This is a genomic window from Motilimonas sp. 1_MG-2023 (assembly GCF_030547455.1).
GTDB lineage: Bacteria > Pseudomonadota > Gammaproteobacteria > Enterobacterales > CBDFNC01 > Motilimonas.
This window is the reverse complement of the sequence record NZ_JAUOPX010000054.1, coordinates 1-15,534: the sequence shown is the minus strand read 5'-3', so window position 1 is coordinate 15,534 and position 15,534 is coordinate 1. Positions and strand designations below refer to the sequence as shown.

Below are 15,534 nucleotides of genomic sequence, written 5' to 3'. Positions count from 1 at the left end.
GTCAGTATATGCAGCAATCGCTAACCGGAACATGGGGCAACAAATTTGGTTCAACAATGTCCCTTTATGCTCAAGATGAACGCATAATTGGGATCTATTCATCACATACAGGCTCAACTGGTGAATATTTACTTGTCGGAAATTGCTCAAACAATAGCCCATCAGACCAATTGGGACAAAGTGTCGCGTTCTCAATTTACTGGAGAAATATTTTGCCAGGAGAAGCCGATCCTAGCTGGCACTGGTCTGGCTCAATGTGTGGCCAGCTCCAAATTAATGGCAGCATGGTGTTAACCAATTCAATCGTCGTGTCACTTCCCTTTGAGACTTACCAAAAAAGTAACTATATCGACGAATTGGAGTTTACTCGGTCAAAAGAGTTGAGCCAACCTCATAAAGAAGCCATCAATAAACACTTTTTAAGCCATCAAACTAGCGGTAAAGATACACCCACTTTGCCTACACGCTTAACTGGGACCTGGGCTAATACCCCGATGCAAACCAGCATTAAAATTCTTCCTGCAAATGCCTTATCAGGGCTAACAAAAGCAATCTTAACCATATCAGGTAACGAAATTGAGCTTCTTGGTTTTACTGATATTGATGCAAATGGCTCCGAAGCACAAAGCTTTTCATTGGCAGGCTACAATCACAAAACGAGTCAAACATTATCTCTTTCAGGGCAACTTGAAGCAGGAAGCGATGCACTAATAATCTACTCTTGGGCGTCCCAACCCACAGCACCAGAAAACAGCTTTATGCAAACAAACTTGGTAAGCATCAACCTCACAAGAAAATGAATGTGAGTCTTTGCCAACATATTATCTTGCAACCCTAAGTAGGAGTGACTTAGGTGTTACTCTTTAATTTATGCCTGAGATTCACAAATGCTTTTCCCTTTTAGGGGATAATCCGATGCTATGGCTTGAATTACACTATCTTTATCATGTTAGTAACGCCTATTTGAATCGTTACTAGGGTTTCATCAAGCCAGCCTCCCCTTGCCATTTTTGGCAACGCTGAGGCGATAAGGAATCGGTTATGTCTGCGGCATTTTATCAGCAAGTCCAACAGCAATTAGCAGAGTTGAAAAGCGAAGGTCTTTATAAATCTGAGCGGGTGATCACCTCGCAGCAACAAGCGGCAATTGCTATTGCCAGCGGCGAGCAAGTATTAAATTTTTGTGCCAATAACTACCTAGGCCTTGCCAACCACCCTGCCCTGATTGAAGCCGGTCAGGAAGGCATGGCTAGTCATGGTTTTGGCATGGCGTCGGTGCGTTTTATTTGCGGCACCCAAGACATTCACAAAACCCTTGAGCAAAAGCTATCAGCCTTTTTGGGTAAAGAAGACACCATTTTATATACCTCATGCTTTGATGCTAACACCGGTTTGTTTGAAACGATTTTAGGCCAAGAAGACGCCATCATCTCCGACGCCCTTAACCACGCCTCGATCATTGACGGTGTACGTTTGTGTAAAGCGATGCGCTACCGCTATGCCAATAACAATATGCAAGAGCTAGAAGCACAATTGATTGCTGCCGATGCCGCCGGCGCCCGCACTAAATTGATTGTTACCGATGGCGTATTCTCGATGGATGGCGTGGTGGCTAACTTACCCGCAATTTGTGATTTAGCCGATAAATATGACGCCTTGGTGATGGTGGATGACTCACACGCGGTGGGCTTTATGGGCAAAAATGGTCGTGGCACTCATGAATACCACAACGTGATTGACCGTATCGACATCATTACCGGCACTTTAGGCAAAGCCATGGGCGGCGCCTCAGGTGGTTATACCGCAGGTAAAAAAGAGGTGATTGACTGGTTACGTCAACGCTCGCGTCCTTATTTGTTCTCAAATTCAGTGGCACCCGCCATTGTTGCCGCGTCAATCCGAGTACTTGATTTACTAGCAGAAAGTGATGCTCTGCGTGACCAGTTATGGGCTAACTCGACGCATTTTCGCGCGCGCATGGAAGCGGCTGGCTTCACCATGGGCGGCGCCGATCACGCAATTATTCCTATTATGCTTGGTGATGCCAAAGTGGCGGCTGAATTTGCTGAGCGCGCCTTGGCTAAAGGCATTTATGTCATCGGATTCTCGTTCCCTGTCGTGCCAAAAGGCCAAGCGCGTATTCGCACGCAGATGTCAGCGGCCCATAGCCGTGAACAGCTAGATAAAGCCATTGATGCGTTTATTGCAGTGGGCCAAGACATGGGGTTAATCAAATGAAAATTAAAGCGCTGGCAAAATTAAAACCCGAACAAGGCGTGTGGATGACACAAGTTGATATGCCTGAATTGGGTCATAACGACTTGCTAATCAAGATAAGAAAAACCGCCATTTGCGGCACCGATATTCATATCTATAAGTGGGATGAATGGTCACAAAACACCATTCCCGTGCCTATGGTGATTGGCCACGAATACGTGGGCGAAGTGGTCGGCATAGGCCAAGAAGTGCGCGGCTTTGTATTAGGCGATCGCGTATCGGGCGAAGGTCACATCACTTGTGGCCATTGCCGTAACTGTCGCGGTGGTCGCACTCATTTATGTCGTAATACTGTTGGCGTGGGCGTCAACCGCACTGGTGCCTTTTCTGAGTACCTAGTGATCCCAGCGTTTAACGCCTTTAAGATCCCTGATGGTATTTCAGATGATTTAGCATCTATCTTCGACCCTTTTGGTAACGCCGTTCATACTGCGCTGTCATTTGATTTAGTCGGTGAAGATGTATTGATCACTGGCGCTGGCCCGATTGGTATTATGGCCGCAGCCGTGGCCAAACACGTTGGCGCACGTCATGTGGTGATCACCGATGTGAATGAATATCGCCTTGAACTGGCTCGAAAAATGGGCGTAACTCGTGCAGTAAACGTAAGTGAACAAAATCTCGAGCAGGTAATGAGTGAGCTAGGAATGACAGAAGGCTTTGACGTTGGCCTTGAAATGTCAGGCGTGCCCAGTGCGTTTTGCTCCATGCTTAAAACCATGAACCACGGCGGTCGCGTCGCGCTACTGGGTATTCCACCCTCTGATATGGCCATTGATTGGAGCCAAGTGATCTTTAAAGGCTTAGTCATCAAGGGCATTTATGGTCGTGAAATGTTTGAAACTTGGTACAAGATGGCATCATTGATCCAATCAGGCTTAGATCTCACCCCAATCATCACCCATCACTTCAAGGTGGATGAGTTCCAACAAGGTTTCGACGCCATGCGCAGCGGGGCTTCGGGCAAGGTTATCCTTGATTGGCAGTAGCGGTTGTCAGAGTTCAACCGCCATTTAGTTTAAAGCCAACTGAGCGCTTTCAAAAAACACTATAATGGCAAATACAATTCTAGATAGCCATAATCCCCCCGTTTAGCCCCAAAACGCAAGCTAATTAGCCTCAAAATTCTTTGGGGCTAAACACTGTCTTTTACCGTCAAAATTCAATTCATTACAAACGTTAGAACGGAGATTTAAGCACCTTGCTCTTCATGGAAGTTAGGGTCTGTTGATCTTTGCTGGTTAATTTTTGTTCGAGAGGGGACACCTTGTCTAAAAGCGTTTTGAGCAAGACGAGCAGTGTGTAGCTTAGCATTCTAAGTAAATACTGCTCAACGATGGGCAAAACGCTTTTAGCCGAATCCGTAGGACAGCGTTTGTTGGGCATTTCTACTGCGTTAGCGCCTTTTCGCGTAGTTCACTATGCCACAAAGGTGCTGGCCACAACGAATGTTTTGTATAAATACCCAACAATTCGCTGCAAAAACAATCACGAAAGATCAACAGACCCTAGGTAAACGATGACTCATGATTGTTACTCTTCTCTATTCTTAGTGCAAAATTTAGCGGTACTGGCTTAACACAACGACATTACTCATATCCATTGGTGTCTCTCTAAGTGGCCACTCTCGCCATTCACGCACAAACTCTTCATTAGGGGTAAAGAAGCCTTTTTTGTATTTACTATTTCGAGAGAACTGACTTGCGAATATGTTAAAACCTAGTAAGTCGAGATCTTCAAGTAACATGCCATCTTCATAGCAATGGCGTTCAAGATGCCAGTACACATCATTAATATGTGCTTGCACACTGCGGTCACCTCTTGGATGGAACGCACAGTCATTCACTTCTCTATCGTAATGAGCAATACAACTCTCAATCTCCCCAGTGTCGACACCGTGTTCATGGGCTAGACTGTGAAAATAAGCTTTTAGCATTGGGTCAAAAGCATTAAGAAACTGATAGATATCGCCTTTTTTACCAGCAAGCACAGCAATACAAGCACGAGTTTTATAGTCCATTGCCATTAGGTACTTTTTTCGCTTGATGGATACGCAATGAAGTACCCAGTGCCACTGAAAACCACCCTTTTTATTGGCATCCACACCTTCAGGGAAAACAACTTGTTCAATTGACTCGGCAATGGTCTTATGTGGTGCAGTCTCAAGGCTTGAGACTTTCTTGCCTTGGCGGGTCACTGTAAAAAATTCTGCCGCTGCTTTGGTGCAGTTAAAAACGAGCATTTATTGAGTTCCTTATTGGCAATCAGTTGTTGAGGCTCTTTCTCTACCTGCAGGCGAAGCTCTTCTTCACTAGGTAGTTCAAGCATATACCCAATCAACTTGAAGATGTATGTTTCAAGCATCTCCAGGTTGATTGGGTATATACTTAGAAGCGAACAGTTGCTTGCTGTCATTCAACACCGAGTATTTAGTGCCATATAAATCTAACGATTCAACTTGGCGGTTAAGTTAGCCGCCACGTAATCAATAAACACCCGCAGCCGCGCTGGCATGTATTTGGTTTGCGGGTATTGCATCGCAACTGCGCCGTGGTAATTACTTTTGATGGTCCAATCGTTGAGCACTTGTGCCACTTCACCTTTAGCCAGCGCATCTTGGATCACAAAGTCATGAAAGATGCCAATGCCCAAGCCTTCTTTCACCCCAGTTAAGCGCATTTGCGAATGGTTCACCGCATAGCGCCCTGTTACCGCCACGGTGTGGAACTCATCATCTTTAAGAAAGTCCCAGATGTTGTCGCGCTCGGTTTCGGCTAAATAGAGGCAATCATGCTCACTTAGGTGGGTGGGATGCGTTGGCGTATCACAACGAGCAAGGTAGTCAGGACTAGCACACAAGACCAGATTAGTTTTACAAATCTCGCGTAATACTAAGTTTTCATCGGGCTTGTCAGTGAGCCGAAAAGCGACATCAATATTGTGCTTAAACAGATCAATTGCCCCATCTGCCGCGCGCAGTTTTAACTGAATATTTGGGTAGCGAGTTAAAAATGGCACCACTAAAGGTTGTAACACTGAATTTAAAAACGCCTCTGGCGCAGCAACTGTTAATGAGCCAGCGGCTTCGGTGTGATCCGACATGGAAAGCTCGATGGCTTGTTGCGCCGCATTTACCATCACCAAACTTTGTTCGTATACGCGTGTACCGGCTTGCGTAATGAGCAACTTACGCGTGGTACGTTCAAACAATTTCACCGACAGCGCAGCTTCAAGACGAGTGATCAGTTTGCTGAGTGCCGATGGTGTCACCGCCAAGGTTTTCGCTGCAGCCGTAAAGCTGCCTTCGTTCACAACTACAATATAAGTGGCAAGATCAGGTAGCAGGGTGATAAGTTTCTGATTGAGCATAATAACCAGTAAAATTGTGCCGATGGGCGATATGGCCTACTGTCGCAAAAGCGCGTCGGGTTTGTCAATTGGGCTAAATCTTAAAAGACGCTATCAGCTTTACAATCATCCTGACGCTCTCTAGTATTTACCCCACTTCAACGACGTCCTACAAATAATGAACAAAGCTCAGCTATTAACAGCAATACTCATTTCTCTAGAAACTAGCCATCAAACTGCAATGGCCGCGGCTAAGCGCGCTCACGATACGGCCACTGACGATGAAAATATTGCCGAGAATAAATATGACACCTTAGCCCTAGAAGCCGCTTATTTGGCACAAGGTCAATCAGTTCGTGTAGCGCAATGTGCCGCTGACGTACAAAACTTTAAGCAGTTGGATAGCGCGATTAACTGCACCAAGGTCACCGTTGGCGCACTAGTTTCAATCATTGATGAACAAGGAAACCAAAAGACTTTGTTTATGGGGCCATCTGCAGGGGGCTTAAAAGTAACACTAAATGGGCAAGAGGTAGTTGTGATCACGCCCTCATCACCCATTGGTAAAGAGCTAAACCAACGACAAGTGGGTGATGAGGTTAGCTTAACCTTAGGGGGGAAACCGATTGTTTATGAAGTGCTCGCACTAAGTTAGTATTTTCATCGGCATTTTTTAGAAAGTATAACCTAAAGCGGTCTAGGTTAGCTAAATCCTAAGCAGTGAATGCCAAGAATGATAGGCTGCTGACTGGGGGTTAGCCTCATATTTTTACGCTTTTTTTACGCGAACAACTGATTGGCATTTGCTAAAGTACCAACAAGTTGTTCTTTCTTATACGCTTATATTATGCTCATGCAAAGGTTTTCCAGCCCCTTTATATTCACGATAGCAATACTAGTAATTGCGTTAACTAGCAGCTTAGCTATCCAATTTTTTTTGTATTCAACTGCGGCGGTGCTACTTATTTTACAGCTCGCCGTCGTAGTTGTTGCGCTGCAGTGTAACAACAAATTTGCTTATCTTTGCGCGGTATTCACTGCGGTGAGTTTCAACTTCTTATTTACTGCGCCGCGTTTTTCCTTGAAAATGACTAACTTAGATGAAATATTCAATCTATTAGTATTTTTGATTGTCGCATTAACCACCAGCCAGTTAGCCGAACATTATCGACGTCAGCAAAATGAGCTGAAGCAAGCTCAGCTCAGAAATAGCATTTTAATGTCTGTCTCCCATGATTTACGCACACCATTAGCCACTATTATTGGTACTTTGACCACGTTAAAAGAATATATGGGCAAACTTACTGAAACAGAAAAGACAGAGTTATTAACTAGCGCCACATTTGAAAGCCACCGCTTACACCAATATATTGAAAACTTGCTCCATGCGACTAAATTGCAACACGGTGCGGTTAAACTACATAAAACCGAAGAATCAATTTTAAATCTCATTCAGCACACAATGACTCGCTTTCCTGAATCACAACATCGCTTACACCTCATCAGCGAACCATCACTACCGAAACTATTTATCTGTCACTCATTAATCGAACAAGCCATTTTTAATGTAATAGACAACGCCCTGCGCTACTCCCCTGCGGATGAAATCGTTAATCTCAAAGTCTACGCTTCAGATGGTGAGGTTGTATTAGAGGTGTGCGATAAAGGTCCAGGTATCACTGAGCAGCAAAAGCAACAAATTTTCGAGCTATTCTATAGCGACTCATCACAGCAGTATCATAATTGCGGCACAGGCCTTGGATTAACGGTAGCAAAAGGCATGGTGATGTTGCATTTAGGCAAGATCGAAGCAGTGACCATTGATCATGGTTGCATGATCCGCATTTGCTTACCGGTTCACTAAGAGGGTTAATATGGCCTACAAAATTTTGCTCGTAGATGATGAAACTCAAATTCATACTTTTATTCGTATTTCGTTGAATGCAGAAGGGTTTCAATATGTCGGTGCGACATCAGTCGCGTCAGCACTAGCGACTTACCACCAAGATCCACCCCATTTAGTGATACTGGATTTGGGCTTACCAGACGGTGATGGTATTCAGTTACTGCATCAAATACGTGAAATGAGTAAAACCCCTATATTAATTTTAACGGCTCGCGATCAAGAAGAAGAAAAGATCCGTTTACTGGAAGCTGGTGCCAATGACTATTTAAGTAAACCATTTGGTATCAAAGAATTAATGGTAAGGATAAAAGTCCTACTGCGTGATTTAGTGGCTACGTCTGAAGTGGAAGATATCCTAGTTTGCGGCCCACTAAAGTTACAAAAAAGTACTAATCAAGTATGGCTCAATGAACAAAATGTTTTCCTCACCAAGAAAGAATTCGCTTTTGTCGCTAAGCTAATGGCCCAACCCGGAAAACTAATCAAAAGAGCTGAATTACTCTCTCATATCTGGGGTGAAACTCACCAGCACAATACACATTATCTGCGTATTCTTGTCAGTCAATTACGTAAAAAACTCAATGATAGTGCAGATAAACAAGACCTAATCAAAACCGAATCAGGCCTCGGTTATCGGTTAACGCCCCAACCTTAATGGGGTTAACCTTGATTATAAGTCATGACAAAGGTGCATCATCAGCAAAATTTCGCACTCTTCCAATAGACAAAGAAAAGGAAAATAAAGGTATGGCACATTTTACCATCATAGGTCTAGGGCGGTTTGGTATTTCCGCTTGCTTAGAGTTAATTCATTTGGGTCACACTGTAACAGGTGTAGATCAAGATGCAAAAATGGTAGAGAAGTACGTCAAAAACTTAACACAAGCCGTGATCTGTGATGCTACCGATGAGAGCGCATTGCGTGAATTAGATCTCGATAGCAGTGAGGCGATTCTTGTGGCAATAGGACAAGATATGCAATCTAGCTTGCTTTGCACCCTCGCGTTAAAAAATCTCGGCCAAAAAGAGATATGGGTAAAAGCGAACACACGAGCCCACCACACTATAGTATCTAAGCTCGGTGTCTCTAGGATTATCCATCCTGAAGAAGAAATGGGCATGCGGGTGGCCCAATCACTTAACTACCCTATGGTTAACAACTACCTTGCTATCGGACACGACACTTATGTAGTTGAAATTCATGTTAAAGAGTCACTTCAAAATCGTCCTCTTTCACATGTCTTAGGAAACAAACATGGCACCATCAAAACGCTATTAGTGAAACGAGAGCAACAACTTATCTCGCAAATTTCCGACTCATTTATGCTGCATGAGAATGACATTTTACTCCTATGCGGAACCCGTGAAGAACTAAAATATATCGCGCCAAGGTTGGTGTAGCATGGTGTTATGGGATCCTTCTATTAATCCACTTGAACGTCAGCCTATCGTTAGAAAAAAGCTGCTAGGCGCGCCTCCCTTTATTTTATGCGCCAGCTTCGCACTGCTGATTTTACTAGGTACTTGTTTACTCAAGTTACCGTTTGCTACGCACCAACCGATATCTTGGGTACAAAGCCTGTTTACAGCTACCTCAGCGGTTACCGTCACAGGCTTAATGGTGGTTGATACTGGCACTGTATTTACTTGGTTTGGCCAAATTATTATTGCCTTATTAATCCAGTTTGGTGGCCTAGGTTTAATGACATTCGCTATTGTGACTTTGCTCGCACTGGGCGGAAAAATAGGATACATGCAACGTACCGTTGCTCAAGAAGCATTTAACCAAACCGACAGCCGAACCTTGGTTGAAACGGCTAAATCTGTGATGGCCTTTGCGCTGATTGTTGAGTTGATAGGAATAGCTATCTTATCCATTTACTGGAGCGACGAGTTAGGCTGGAAAACTAGCCTATTCCATGGTTTTTTTTACACCATTAGTGCATTCAATAATGCGGGGTTTGCATTAAGTGCAGACAGCTTGATGCCCTATGTGAGCGATCCTGTGGTCAACTTAACCATTACTTTTTTGTTTATTATTGGTGGCTTGGGTTTTTCCGTTTGGATCGACTTACGTCTTAATAGACGCTGGTCAAGTTTAACTGTTTATAGCCGAATGATGATCTCTGGGACAATTTTAATCAATAGCGCAGCACTGATCGCTATCTATTTAATAGAGTACGACAATCCCAATACCTTGGCCCCTTTAAGCGAATCAGGTAAATGGCTAGCCTCTTGGTTTCAAGCCGTGACACCACGAACAGCAGGGTTTAATACATTGGCTATCGACCAACTCGAAGATGCCACTAGCACTATTATATTACTCTTAATGTTTATTGGTGGCGGCTCACTAAGCACAGCTAGCGGTATTAAGGTTGTTACCTTTATGGTACTTATTCTATCCACTTACAGCTACCTACGTCGTAACGAGGCATGTTATGTCTATAAAAGAGAGATAGCTAAAGAAACCATCAGCAAGGCTTTAGCATTGACGGTCATTTCCATTGGCGTTACTTGGGTTGCCACATTTGCGCTGTTGCTGAGCGAAGATGCACCAATGTTAGACATAGTATTTGAGGCGGTGTCGGCATTAGGTACTGTTGGGTTGTCGCGCGGGCTAACGGGAGAACTATCTGAATTAGGCGAATTTATTATTATTTTCTTGATGTTCATGGGAAGACTGGGCCCGCTCACTTTAGCCTACTTTCTTGCTAGCCCAAGAACTCAAAAGATACGTTTTGCGAATGTTAAACTTGCGATTGGTTAATTTAATCATGCCCAAGCAACTTCTAGTAGTATTAGCCGCTAGAATTGCTTGCGCATATAACAAATATATGCCCTTACCCTTGCGCTACCAGCTGAGTGACTAAACCTAAAATGCCCGGCGCTGCACCAAAGTGAGTAAGCAGCGAAAATTGATGGTCTGGGTAAGTGGTTTGATAATGAGTCACCACCTTTGGAATATCTTTAAGCACGTGAACACCTGAGTTTAAGAAGTAGGGGAAGATAACAAACTCGGTCACCCCTTTTTCAAGCAACTCATCTAAGCACTCGTTGATCGATGGGCTTGCCAGTTCTAAGTAACCCGCCTTAAAAAAATCAAACTGATTATTCTCGGGTTGTTGACTTAATTGCAGCACCATTTTTTGTAGCTCTTCATTAGCTAACGGGTTTCGACTGCCATGGGCTATCACAACAAGGGCTTTCATTTTATGTGTCCAATTATCTAAGTTAATAAGTGTATTTCGTACGTTGTATGCAAACGTTTAGATCGGCAGAAGAGGCTATATTTGAGATGTTTTTGCAGAAAAGCTCCCGCAGGAGCTTTCAAGGGAGCAAAGTATTTAACTTTCGCTAACCACCTCAGCAGCTGGCTCAGATGAATTTCTTTTTCCTAACCCTAACTTAATTGCGACATAAAACACTAAGCCCAAGCACAGGAATATTTGAATAATGTTTTGGCCAATATCGGGGAACTCGGCACGTAAAAATGATGAGTAACCAAGCGCGCCAACAAAAAACATCGCTAAAGCACAACGTGGCGTGTCTCCTTCCATCGGACCTGCGACATAAGCTTGCCACAACGCCGACAGTGCAAAAGCAAAGGCGATTATTGGAAAGATGGAAAAAGAAACATGGGCTGACGTTAACGCAGCTAACGTTGCGTTACCACATAACCCTGTTAAAAAAGCAAGTAGCAAAGGCTTACGTTCAATGTTGTTAGTCATAAGGCAATATCCTGAAGTAATGGCACATTAATTTAAGCAAAGGCGAACCAAGGCAGTACTATTGAGAATAACCCCATATGGCACAACTTTCCTCTGAGATTCGCATTAAATTGGCACCAGCCATAATATGACAATCGCCGTTTTAGTACCATGGCTTTTATACCCAAACGACCTCGAAATGCAGGATTAAGAGCCGCTCATTACATTCAATTTAAGGCGAAAAGTCGAGGTAATGGAACCCCCCTTTTGAGGTTTTTCAACAAGAATGAACGCAATGAGCGACTCCCGAAGGGCGAGTCTTGTAGGCTGTCATGTTTTATTACTGATTTTCAACGTAGAATAACTATGTTTTCAAATCAGCGCCTTGCCTAACAGCCAACAAACTCTCGCTGAACAAGCATCTTGAAGTTGCTTGGGTATAGAGTATGTAACTTCAACTTAACAGCTTGTTAAACTGATCTCAAAATAACGACAACATTGGGCAATACAGGCCAAAATTTGTTATTTTGCACAGGCTAGCGAGTGTTTAACTTATTACAGACGGAGGTTAAGTGTTTTAACCTCGTATATTTGGTTGGCCAAGTAAATAAATAAGATTAGATCCGCCCACTGCGCTCGATAAAAATAAAAAAGGAATACCCGTGAGTAAAAAACCGAATACAGCCACCCCGTTTAAAATTGCGGCGCATTATGATGCCATTGTTATCGGAACCGGACCTGGCGGTGAAGGCGCAGCAATGAAGCTGGCCAAGCGCGGCAAGAAAGTAGCCATTATTGAAAAAGCTCATTCGGTAGGCGGCGGCTGTACCCATTGGGGTACCATTCCTTCTAAAGCCCTACGCCATTCCGTTAGCCGCTTAATTGAGTTTAATAGCAACCCATTGTTTGGCGAAGACCAAGCGCGTAAACAACTGACTTTCGCTGAAATATTAAGTCATGCCCAGTCGGTTATTCGCAAGCAAGTAAACTTGCGCAAAGGCTTTTACGATCGCAATGAATGCGATTTATTTTTTGGTGAAGCCTCATTTGTCGATAATCACACCTTACAAATTCGCAAAAACGATGGCTCACTGGATTATTTGAGCGCTGACAATATCATTATTGCGACAGGCTCACGCCCTTACCGCCCGGCTGATATCGATTTTTCTCATCCCCATGTTTATGACAGTGACACCATTTTATCCCTTGATTACCACCCTTCTAGTATCATTATTTATGGCGCAGGGGTTATCGGCTCTGAGTATGCCTCTATCTTTAGAGGACTTGATGTTAAAACAGATTTAATCAACAACCGTGAGCGCTTACTTTCCTTCTTAGATGCTGAAATGTCGGATTCGTTATCTTATCACTTTAGAAATTCTGGCATCATCATTCGCCATGACGAGCAGTATAAGAGCGTAGAAACAACCCCCGATGGCGTGATTATGCACATGCAGTCAGGCAAAAAGATGAGAGCAAATTGTTTACTTTTTGCCAACGGCCGTACCGGTAATACCGATAAGTTGAATTTAGCCGCTATTGGCCTAACGCCTGATGGCCGCGGCCAGCTAAAAGTGAACGATAACTATCAAACAGACGTCGAAAATATCTATGCTGTAGGCGATGTGATTGGTTACCCCAGTTTAGCTAGCGCAGCCTATGATCAAGGCCGTATTGCAGCAGGCTCAATCGTCAGTGGTAAAGATAGCCGCAAGAAACTGATATTAGATATTCCAACCGGCATTTACACCATTCCAGAAATCAGCTCTGTGGGTAAAACCGAGCAAGAGCTAACCGCACTGAAAGTGCCCTATGAAGTGGGTCGAGCGCAGTTTAAACATTTGGCTCGTTCGCAAATTTTAGGCTCTGATGTTGGCAGTTTGAAAATTTTGTTCCATCGTGAAACCAAAGAAATTTTAGGCATTCATTGTTTTGGTGAACGCGCTTCTGAGATTATTCATATCGGCCAAGCTATTATGGAGCAAAAAAACGGCGGTAATAACATCGAGTATTTTGTACACACCACATTTAACTATCCAACCATGGCAGAAGCTTATCGTGTTGCGGCATTAAACGGCCTTAACCGTTTGTTTTAAAATTGGGTGGTATTGCAGGATCCGCATTAATGCGGCGATAGGTGTGAGTAGCAACATACCACCTAAAAAAACCAGCCCTTTATATCGCAGAATAAATTCTGCTCCTACAAAAGCTTGAGACCCTCATGTAGGAGCAGAGCTTGCTCTGCGAATATCACAAATACCCTGAGCAAGCTCAGGCCCTACAAAAAACACGAATCAACAAGTTCAACATACAAGGAGCGGAATTTATTGTGCGAAAACACCAAGCTTTACGCTTGATAAGCTTTAAGAAACATATCCACGCTATTCAATAAATATTGCTCTCGCTCCACTAGCGTTTTTTCATCCATTTGATTTAATTCGGCACGTAATCTTGCCTCGCCCATCACCATACCTAAAAACTGGCTGGCAGCCCAGCGAGGCTCTGGAGTGTTTAATTTACCTTGCTCCGTTTTATAAGCAAAGTAGCGGCTTAGCTCACTGATCACAACATCGGGCCCAAGACGGAAGAAAATCTCAGCCAACTGCGGTAAGTGATTCGCTTCAAATGCACATAACTTGTGGGTTTTAAGGGTTTCATCTTCAATGATAAAACTGCCAAAGCGCAAAGCGAACAGCGTTAAACAAGTTTTTAGCTCTCCTTCTAAATGTAGGCTGTCAGCAAGTCCTAAACTGAGACACTTATTTTCAATAGCCGCGGCAAACAAGTCCTCTTTATTACCAAAGTGGCTATATACTGTTTGCTTTGATACCCCTGCATGCTCAGCCACCTTTGCCATGGTGATCTGAGTGAAGCCATGTTCAACAAATAAACGCACTGCCGCTTTCAAGATCAAGCGCCGCTTGTCTTCACTTTTTGTTCTATTCTTAATCATCATACCTACACTGTATTGAATTAGCGCTTCTGCAGTGAAACGGCCAAAAGGTCATTTTTTAAACTGGACTTATTGGTCTAATTAAAATTAAACTAGACCCACAAGTCCAGAATAATCATGGAATGCAAAATGGGCCAATATTTTTCAACAATCAAGTCAACCTTACTCTTATTGTGCTTACTTGGCTGCTTTAGCTCTTCAAGTCAGGCTGAGCCTTCGTTACATCATACCGAAAGTATCAAGCTTAAACAGCAAGATAGCTTTATCATTGAACGGCAATTTGTTGGCAGTGTGTTTGCGCAGCAAAATGCCAATATTGGTTTTGAACTCCCCGGCAAGATAGCCAACCTACTCAGTAATACTGGTGAGAAAGTGAACAAGGGCGACGTTCTAGCCACCCTTGATACAGAACTGCTGCAGATAGAGCGCAACGAACTATTTGCACAATTGGCGCAAACAGAAGCAGATACAGTTTTAGTAAAAGCCAACTTAGCCCGTTTATATTCATTACAAAAGAAAGGCTATACCTCAGAACAAAGCGTCGATGAATTAAAAGCCAAACAAGCGTCACTGCGCGCCAATAAAGCGCGGATTAATGCGTCATTGGCTGCTAATCAAACACGTATCGACAAATCGACACTGCACGCCCCCTTTGCTGCTCAAATAGGCCAGCGCTTAGTCGCGCAGGGCCAAGTTGTTAGTGCTGGCGGCCCCGTGTTTGAGTTATTACAACTATCAGAACAAGAGATAAAAATAGGTTTACCAGTACGACTACTTAGCAAGCTTGATAAAAGCCTTAACCAACAAGTAAACGCCACTATCGCTGGGCAAACCATCCCCATTAGCTTAATTACCAAGGGCGCATCGGTTGAGCCAGCTACACGTACCGTGCAGTTACGCTTTCTCATCCCACCTAAATACACCTTTATTCCCGGCCAACTGGCCTATTTAAACTTAAAAGAGCAACAAGATCAGACCGGGTGTTGGCTGCCTTTAAGTGCACTGACCGATGGTTTACGAGGCACTTGGAATGTATTTGCTTTGGTTGAAGGGAAAAATAACACCTTTACGATTGAGCGCCGTGATGTGCGCATTGCTCATGCCAATCAAGGATCGGCCTATGTTTACGGCGCCGTAAAAGATGGCGAGCGCATTATTACAAGCGGTTTACACAAGCTAGTTCCAGGACAACAAGTCACCACACAAGACAGCAACTGGAGCCACTAATATGATCAAAATAATGTTAGTTCAATTTACACAAGTTAGTGCCAGGGCAACAAGTCACCACACAAGACAGCGACTGGAGCAACTGGAGCTACGAAGATGATCAAAATAATATTAGT

The 15,534-nt window shown here is 43.7% G+C and carries 15 protein-coding genes; 10 read left to right on the top strand and 5 right to left on the bottom strand.

The features are described 5' to 3' along the window. The first annotated feature begins 8 nt into the window (after positions 1-8). The 3 genes from Q4519_RS19485 to tdh all read left to right on the top strand — a co-directional run bounded on the left by Q4519_RS19485 (position 9) and on the right by tdh (position 3,266). A complete protein-coding gene (locus Q4519_RS19485; RefSeq protein ID WP_303515219.1) occupies positions 9-800 on the top strand; it encodes an avidin/streptavidin family protein in 792 nt (263 codons plus the stop codon). A gap of 241 nt (positions 801-1,041) precedes the next feature. Continuing rightward, complete coding sequence (locus tag Q4519_RS19480) at positions 1,042-2,238, top strand: glycine C-acetyltransferase (protein ID WP_232801730.1); 1,197 nt, start codon at positions 1,042-1,044, stop codon at positions 2,236-2,238. 2 nt (positions 2,239-2,240) lie between these two features. Beyond that, positions 2,241-3,266: an L-threonine 3-dehydrogenase gene (gene tdh, locus Q4519_RS19475; protein WP_303515252.1), complete on the top strand. Its 1,026-nt coding sequence runs from the start codon at positions 2,241-2,243 to the stop codon at positions 3,264-3,266. Between the two features lie 572 nt (positions 3,267-3,838). On the opposite strand, the gene Q4519_RS19465 is transcribed toward tdh, so the two are convergent. Together Q4519_RS19465 and Q4519_RS19460 are read right to left on the bottom strand one after the other, a co-directional pair. Continuing rightward, positions 3,839-4,519, bottom strand: a complete 681-nt coding sequence (locus Q4519_RS19465; RefSeq protein WP_303515211.1) for a hypothetical protein — start codon at positions 4,517-4,519, stop codon at positions 3,839-3,841. A 203-nt stretch (positions 4,520-4,722) separates the two neighbouring features. Next, positions 4,723-5,646 (bottom strand): LysR family transcriptional regulator, encoded by a 924-nt coding sequence (locus tag Q4519_RS19460; protein ID WP_303515206.1) that lies wholly within the window; start codon positions 5,644-5,646, stop codon positions 4,723-4,725. 157 nt (positions 5,647-5,803) lie between these two features. Here Q4519_RS19460 and Q4519_RS19455 point away from each other — a divergent pair, with 157 nt between their 5' ends. From Q4519_RS19455 to Q4519_RS19435, 5 genes are all read left to right on the top strand, one after another. Beyond that, the gene (locus Q4519_RS19455; RefSeq protein WP_303515203.1) at positions 5,804-6,280 is read left to right on the top strand and encodes a GreA/GreB family elongation factor; all 477 of its coding nucleotides are present in this window, start codon (positions 5,804-5,806) and stop codon (positions 6,278-6,280) included. Between the two features lie 192 nt (positions 6,281-6,472). Then, the gene (locus tag Q4519_RS19450; RefSeq protein ID WP_303515200.1) at positions 6,473-7,489 is read left to right on the top strand and encodes a DUF4118 domain-containing protein; all 1,017 of its coding nucleotides are present in this window, start codon (positions 6,473-6,475) and stop codon (positions 7,487-7,489) included. 10 nt (positions 7,490-7,499) lie between these two features. Beyond that, the gene (locus Q4519_RS19445) at positions 7,500-8,186 is read left to right on the top strand and encodes a response regulator transcription factor (protein ID WP_303515197.1); all 687 of its coding nucleotides are present in this window, start codon (positions 7,500-7,502) and stop codon (positions 8,184-8,186) included. A 92-nt stretch (positions 8,187-8,278) separates the two neighbouring features. Then, a complete protein-coding gene (locus Q4519_RS19440; protein WP_303515194.1) occupies positions 8,279-8,932 on the top strand; it encodes a TrkA family potassium uptake protein in 654 nt (217 codons plus the stop codon). Position 8,933: 1 nt separating this feature from the next. After that, a complete protein-coding gene (locus Q4519_RS19435; protein WP_303515191.1) occupies positions 8,934-10,298 on the top strand; it encodes a TrkH family potassium uptake protein in 1,365 nt (454 codons plus the stop codon). A 73-nt stretch (positions 10,299-10,371) separates the two neighbouring features. Here the strand turns inward: Q4519_RS19435 and Q4519_RS19430 are convergent, their stop codons facing one another. Together Q4519_RS19430 and Q4519_RS19425 are read right to left on the bottom strand one after the other, a co-directional pair. Then, complete coding sequence (locus tag Q4519_RS19430; protein WP_303515189.1) at positions 10,372-10,740, bottom strand: sirohydrochlorin chelatase; 369 nt, start codon at positions 10,738-10,740, stop codon at positions 10,372-10,374. Between the two features lie 135 nt (positions 10,741-10,875). Continuing rightward, positions 10,876-11,259, bottom strand: a complete 384-nt coding sequence (locus Q4519_RS19425; RefSeq protein ID WP_232801721.1) for a YijD family membrane protein — start codon at positions 11,257-11,259, stop codon at positions 10,876-10,878. Between the two features lie 641 nt (positions 11,260-11,900). Between Q4519_RS19425 and sthA the strand changes: the two genes are divergently transcribed. Beyond that, positions 11,901-13,334 carry a Si-specific NAD(P)(+) transhydrogenase gene (sthA, locus tag Q4519_RS19420; RefSeq protein ID WP_303515186.1) on the top strand — a complete coding sequence of 478 codons (1,434 nt, stop codon included), beginning with the start codon at positions 11,901-11,903 and terminating at the stop codon, positions 13,332-13,334. Positions 13,335-13,585: 251 nt separating this feature from the next. On the opposite strand, the gene Q4519_RS19415 is transcribed toward sthA, so the two are convergent. Then, positions 13,586-14,191 carry a TetR/AcrR family transcriptional regulator gene (locus tag Q4519_RS19415; protein WP_303515184.1) on the bottom strand — a complete coding sequence of 202 codons (606 nt, stop codon included), beginning with the start codon at positions 14,189-14,191 and terminating at the stop codon, positions 13,586-13,588. 129 nt (positions 14,192-14,320) lie between these two features. Between Q4519_RS19415 and Q4519_RS19410 the strand changes: the two genes are divergently transcribed. Further along, positions 14,321-15,418, top strand: coding sequence for an efflux RND transporter periplasmic adaptor subunit (locus tag Q4519_RS19410; RefSeq protein WP_303515181.1), 1,098 nt, complete (start codon positions 14,321-14,323; stop codon positions 15,416-15,418). Positions 15,419-15,534 lie beyond the last annotated feature (116 nt).

Excerpts from the sequence above, each read along its gene's own strand:
- Q4519_RS19485 (WP_303515219.1), top strand. The coding sequence starts at position 9 with ATGCAGCAATCGCTAACCGGAACATGGGGCAACAAATTTGGTTCAACA.
- Q4519_RS19480 (WP_232801730.1), top strand. The coding sequence starts at position 1,042 with ATGTCTGCGGCATTTTATCAGCAAGTCCAACAGCAATTAGCAGAGTTG.
- Q4519_RS19465 (WP_303515211.1), bottom strand. The coding sequence starts at position 4,519 with ATGCTCGTTTTTAACTGCACCAAAGCAGCGGCAGAATTTTTTACAGTG.
- Q4519_RS19460 (WP_303515206.1), bottom strand. The coding sequence starts at position 5,646 with ATGCTCAATCAGAAACTTATCACCCTGCTACCTGATCTTGCCACTTAT.
- Q4519_RS19455 (WP_303515203.1), top strand. The coding sequence starts at position 5,804 with ATGAACAAAGCTCAGCTATTAACAGCAATACTCATTTCTCTAGAAACT.
- Q4519_RS19450 (WP_303515200.1), top strand. The coding sequence starts at position 6,473 with ATGCTCATGCAAAGGTTTTCCAGCCCCTTTATATTCACGATAGCAATA.
- Q4519_RS19445 (WP_303515197.1), top strand. The coding sequence starts at position 7,500 with ATGGCCTACAAAATTTTGCTCGTAGATGATGAAACTCAAATTCATACT.
- Q4519_RS19440 (WP_303515194.1), top strand. The coding sequence starts at position 8,279 with ATGGCACATTTTACCATCATAGGTCTAGGGCGGTTTGGTATTTCCGCT.
- Q4519_RS19435 (WP_303515191.1), top strand. The coding sequence starts at position 8,934 with ATGGTGTTATGGGATCCTTCTATTAATCCACTTGAACGTCAGCCTATC.
- Q4519_RS19430 (WP_303515189.1), bottom strand. The coding sequence starts at position 10,740 with ATGAAAGCCCTTGTTGTGATAGCCCATGGCAGTCGAAACCCGTTAGCT.
- Q4519_RS19425 (WP_232801721.1), bottom strand. The coding sequence starts at position 11,259 with ATGACTAACAACATTGAACGTAAGCCTTTGCTACTTGCTTTTTTAACA.
- Q4519_RS19415 (WP_303515184.1), bottom strand. The coding sequence starts at position 14,191 with ATGATTAAGAATAGAACAAAAAGTGAAGACAAGCGGCGCTTGATCTTG.
- Q4519_RS19410 (WP_303515181.1), top strand. The coding sequence starts at position 14,321 with ATGGGCCAATATTTTTCAACAATCAAGTCAACCTTACTCTTATTGTGC.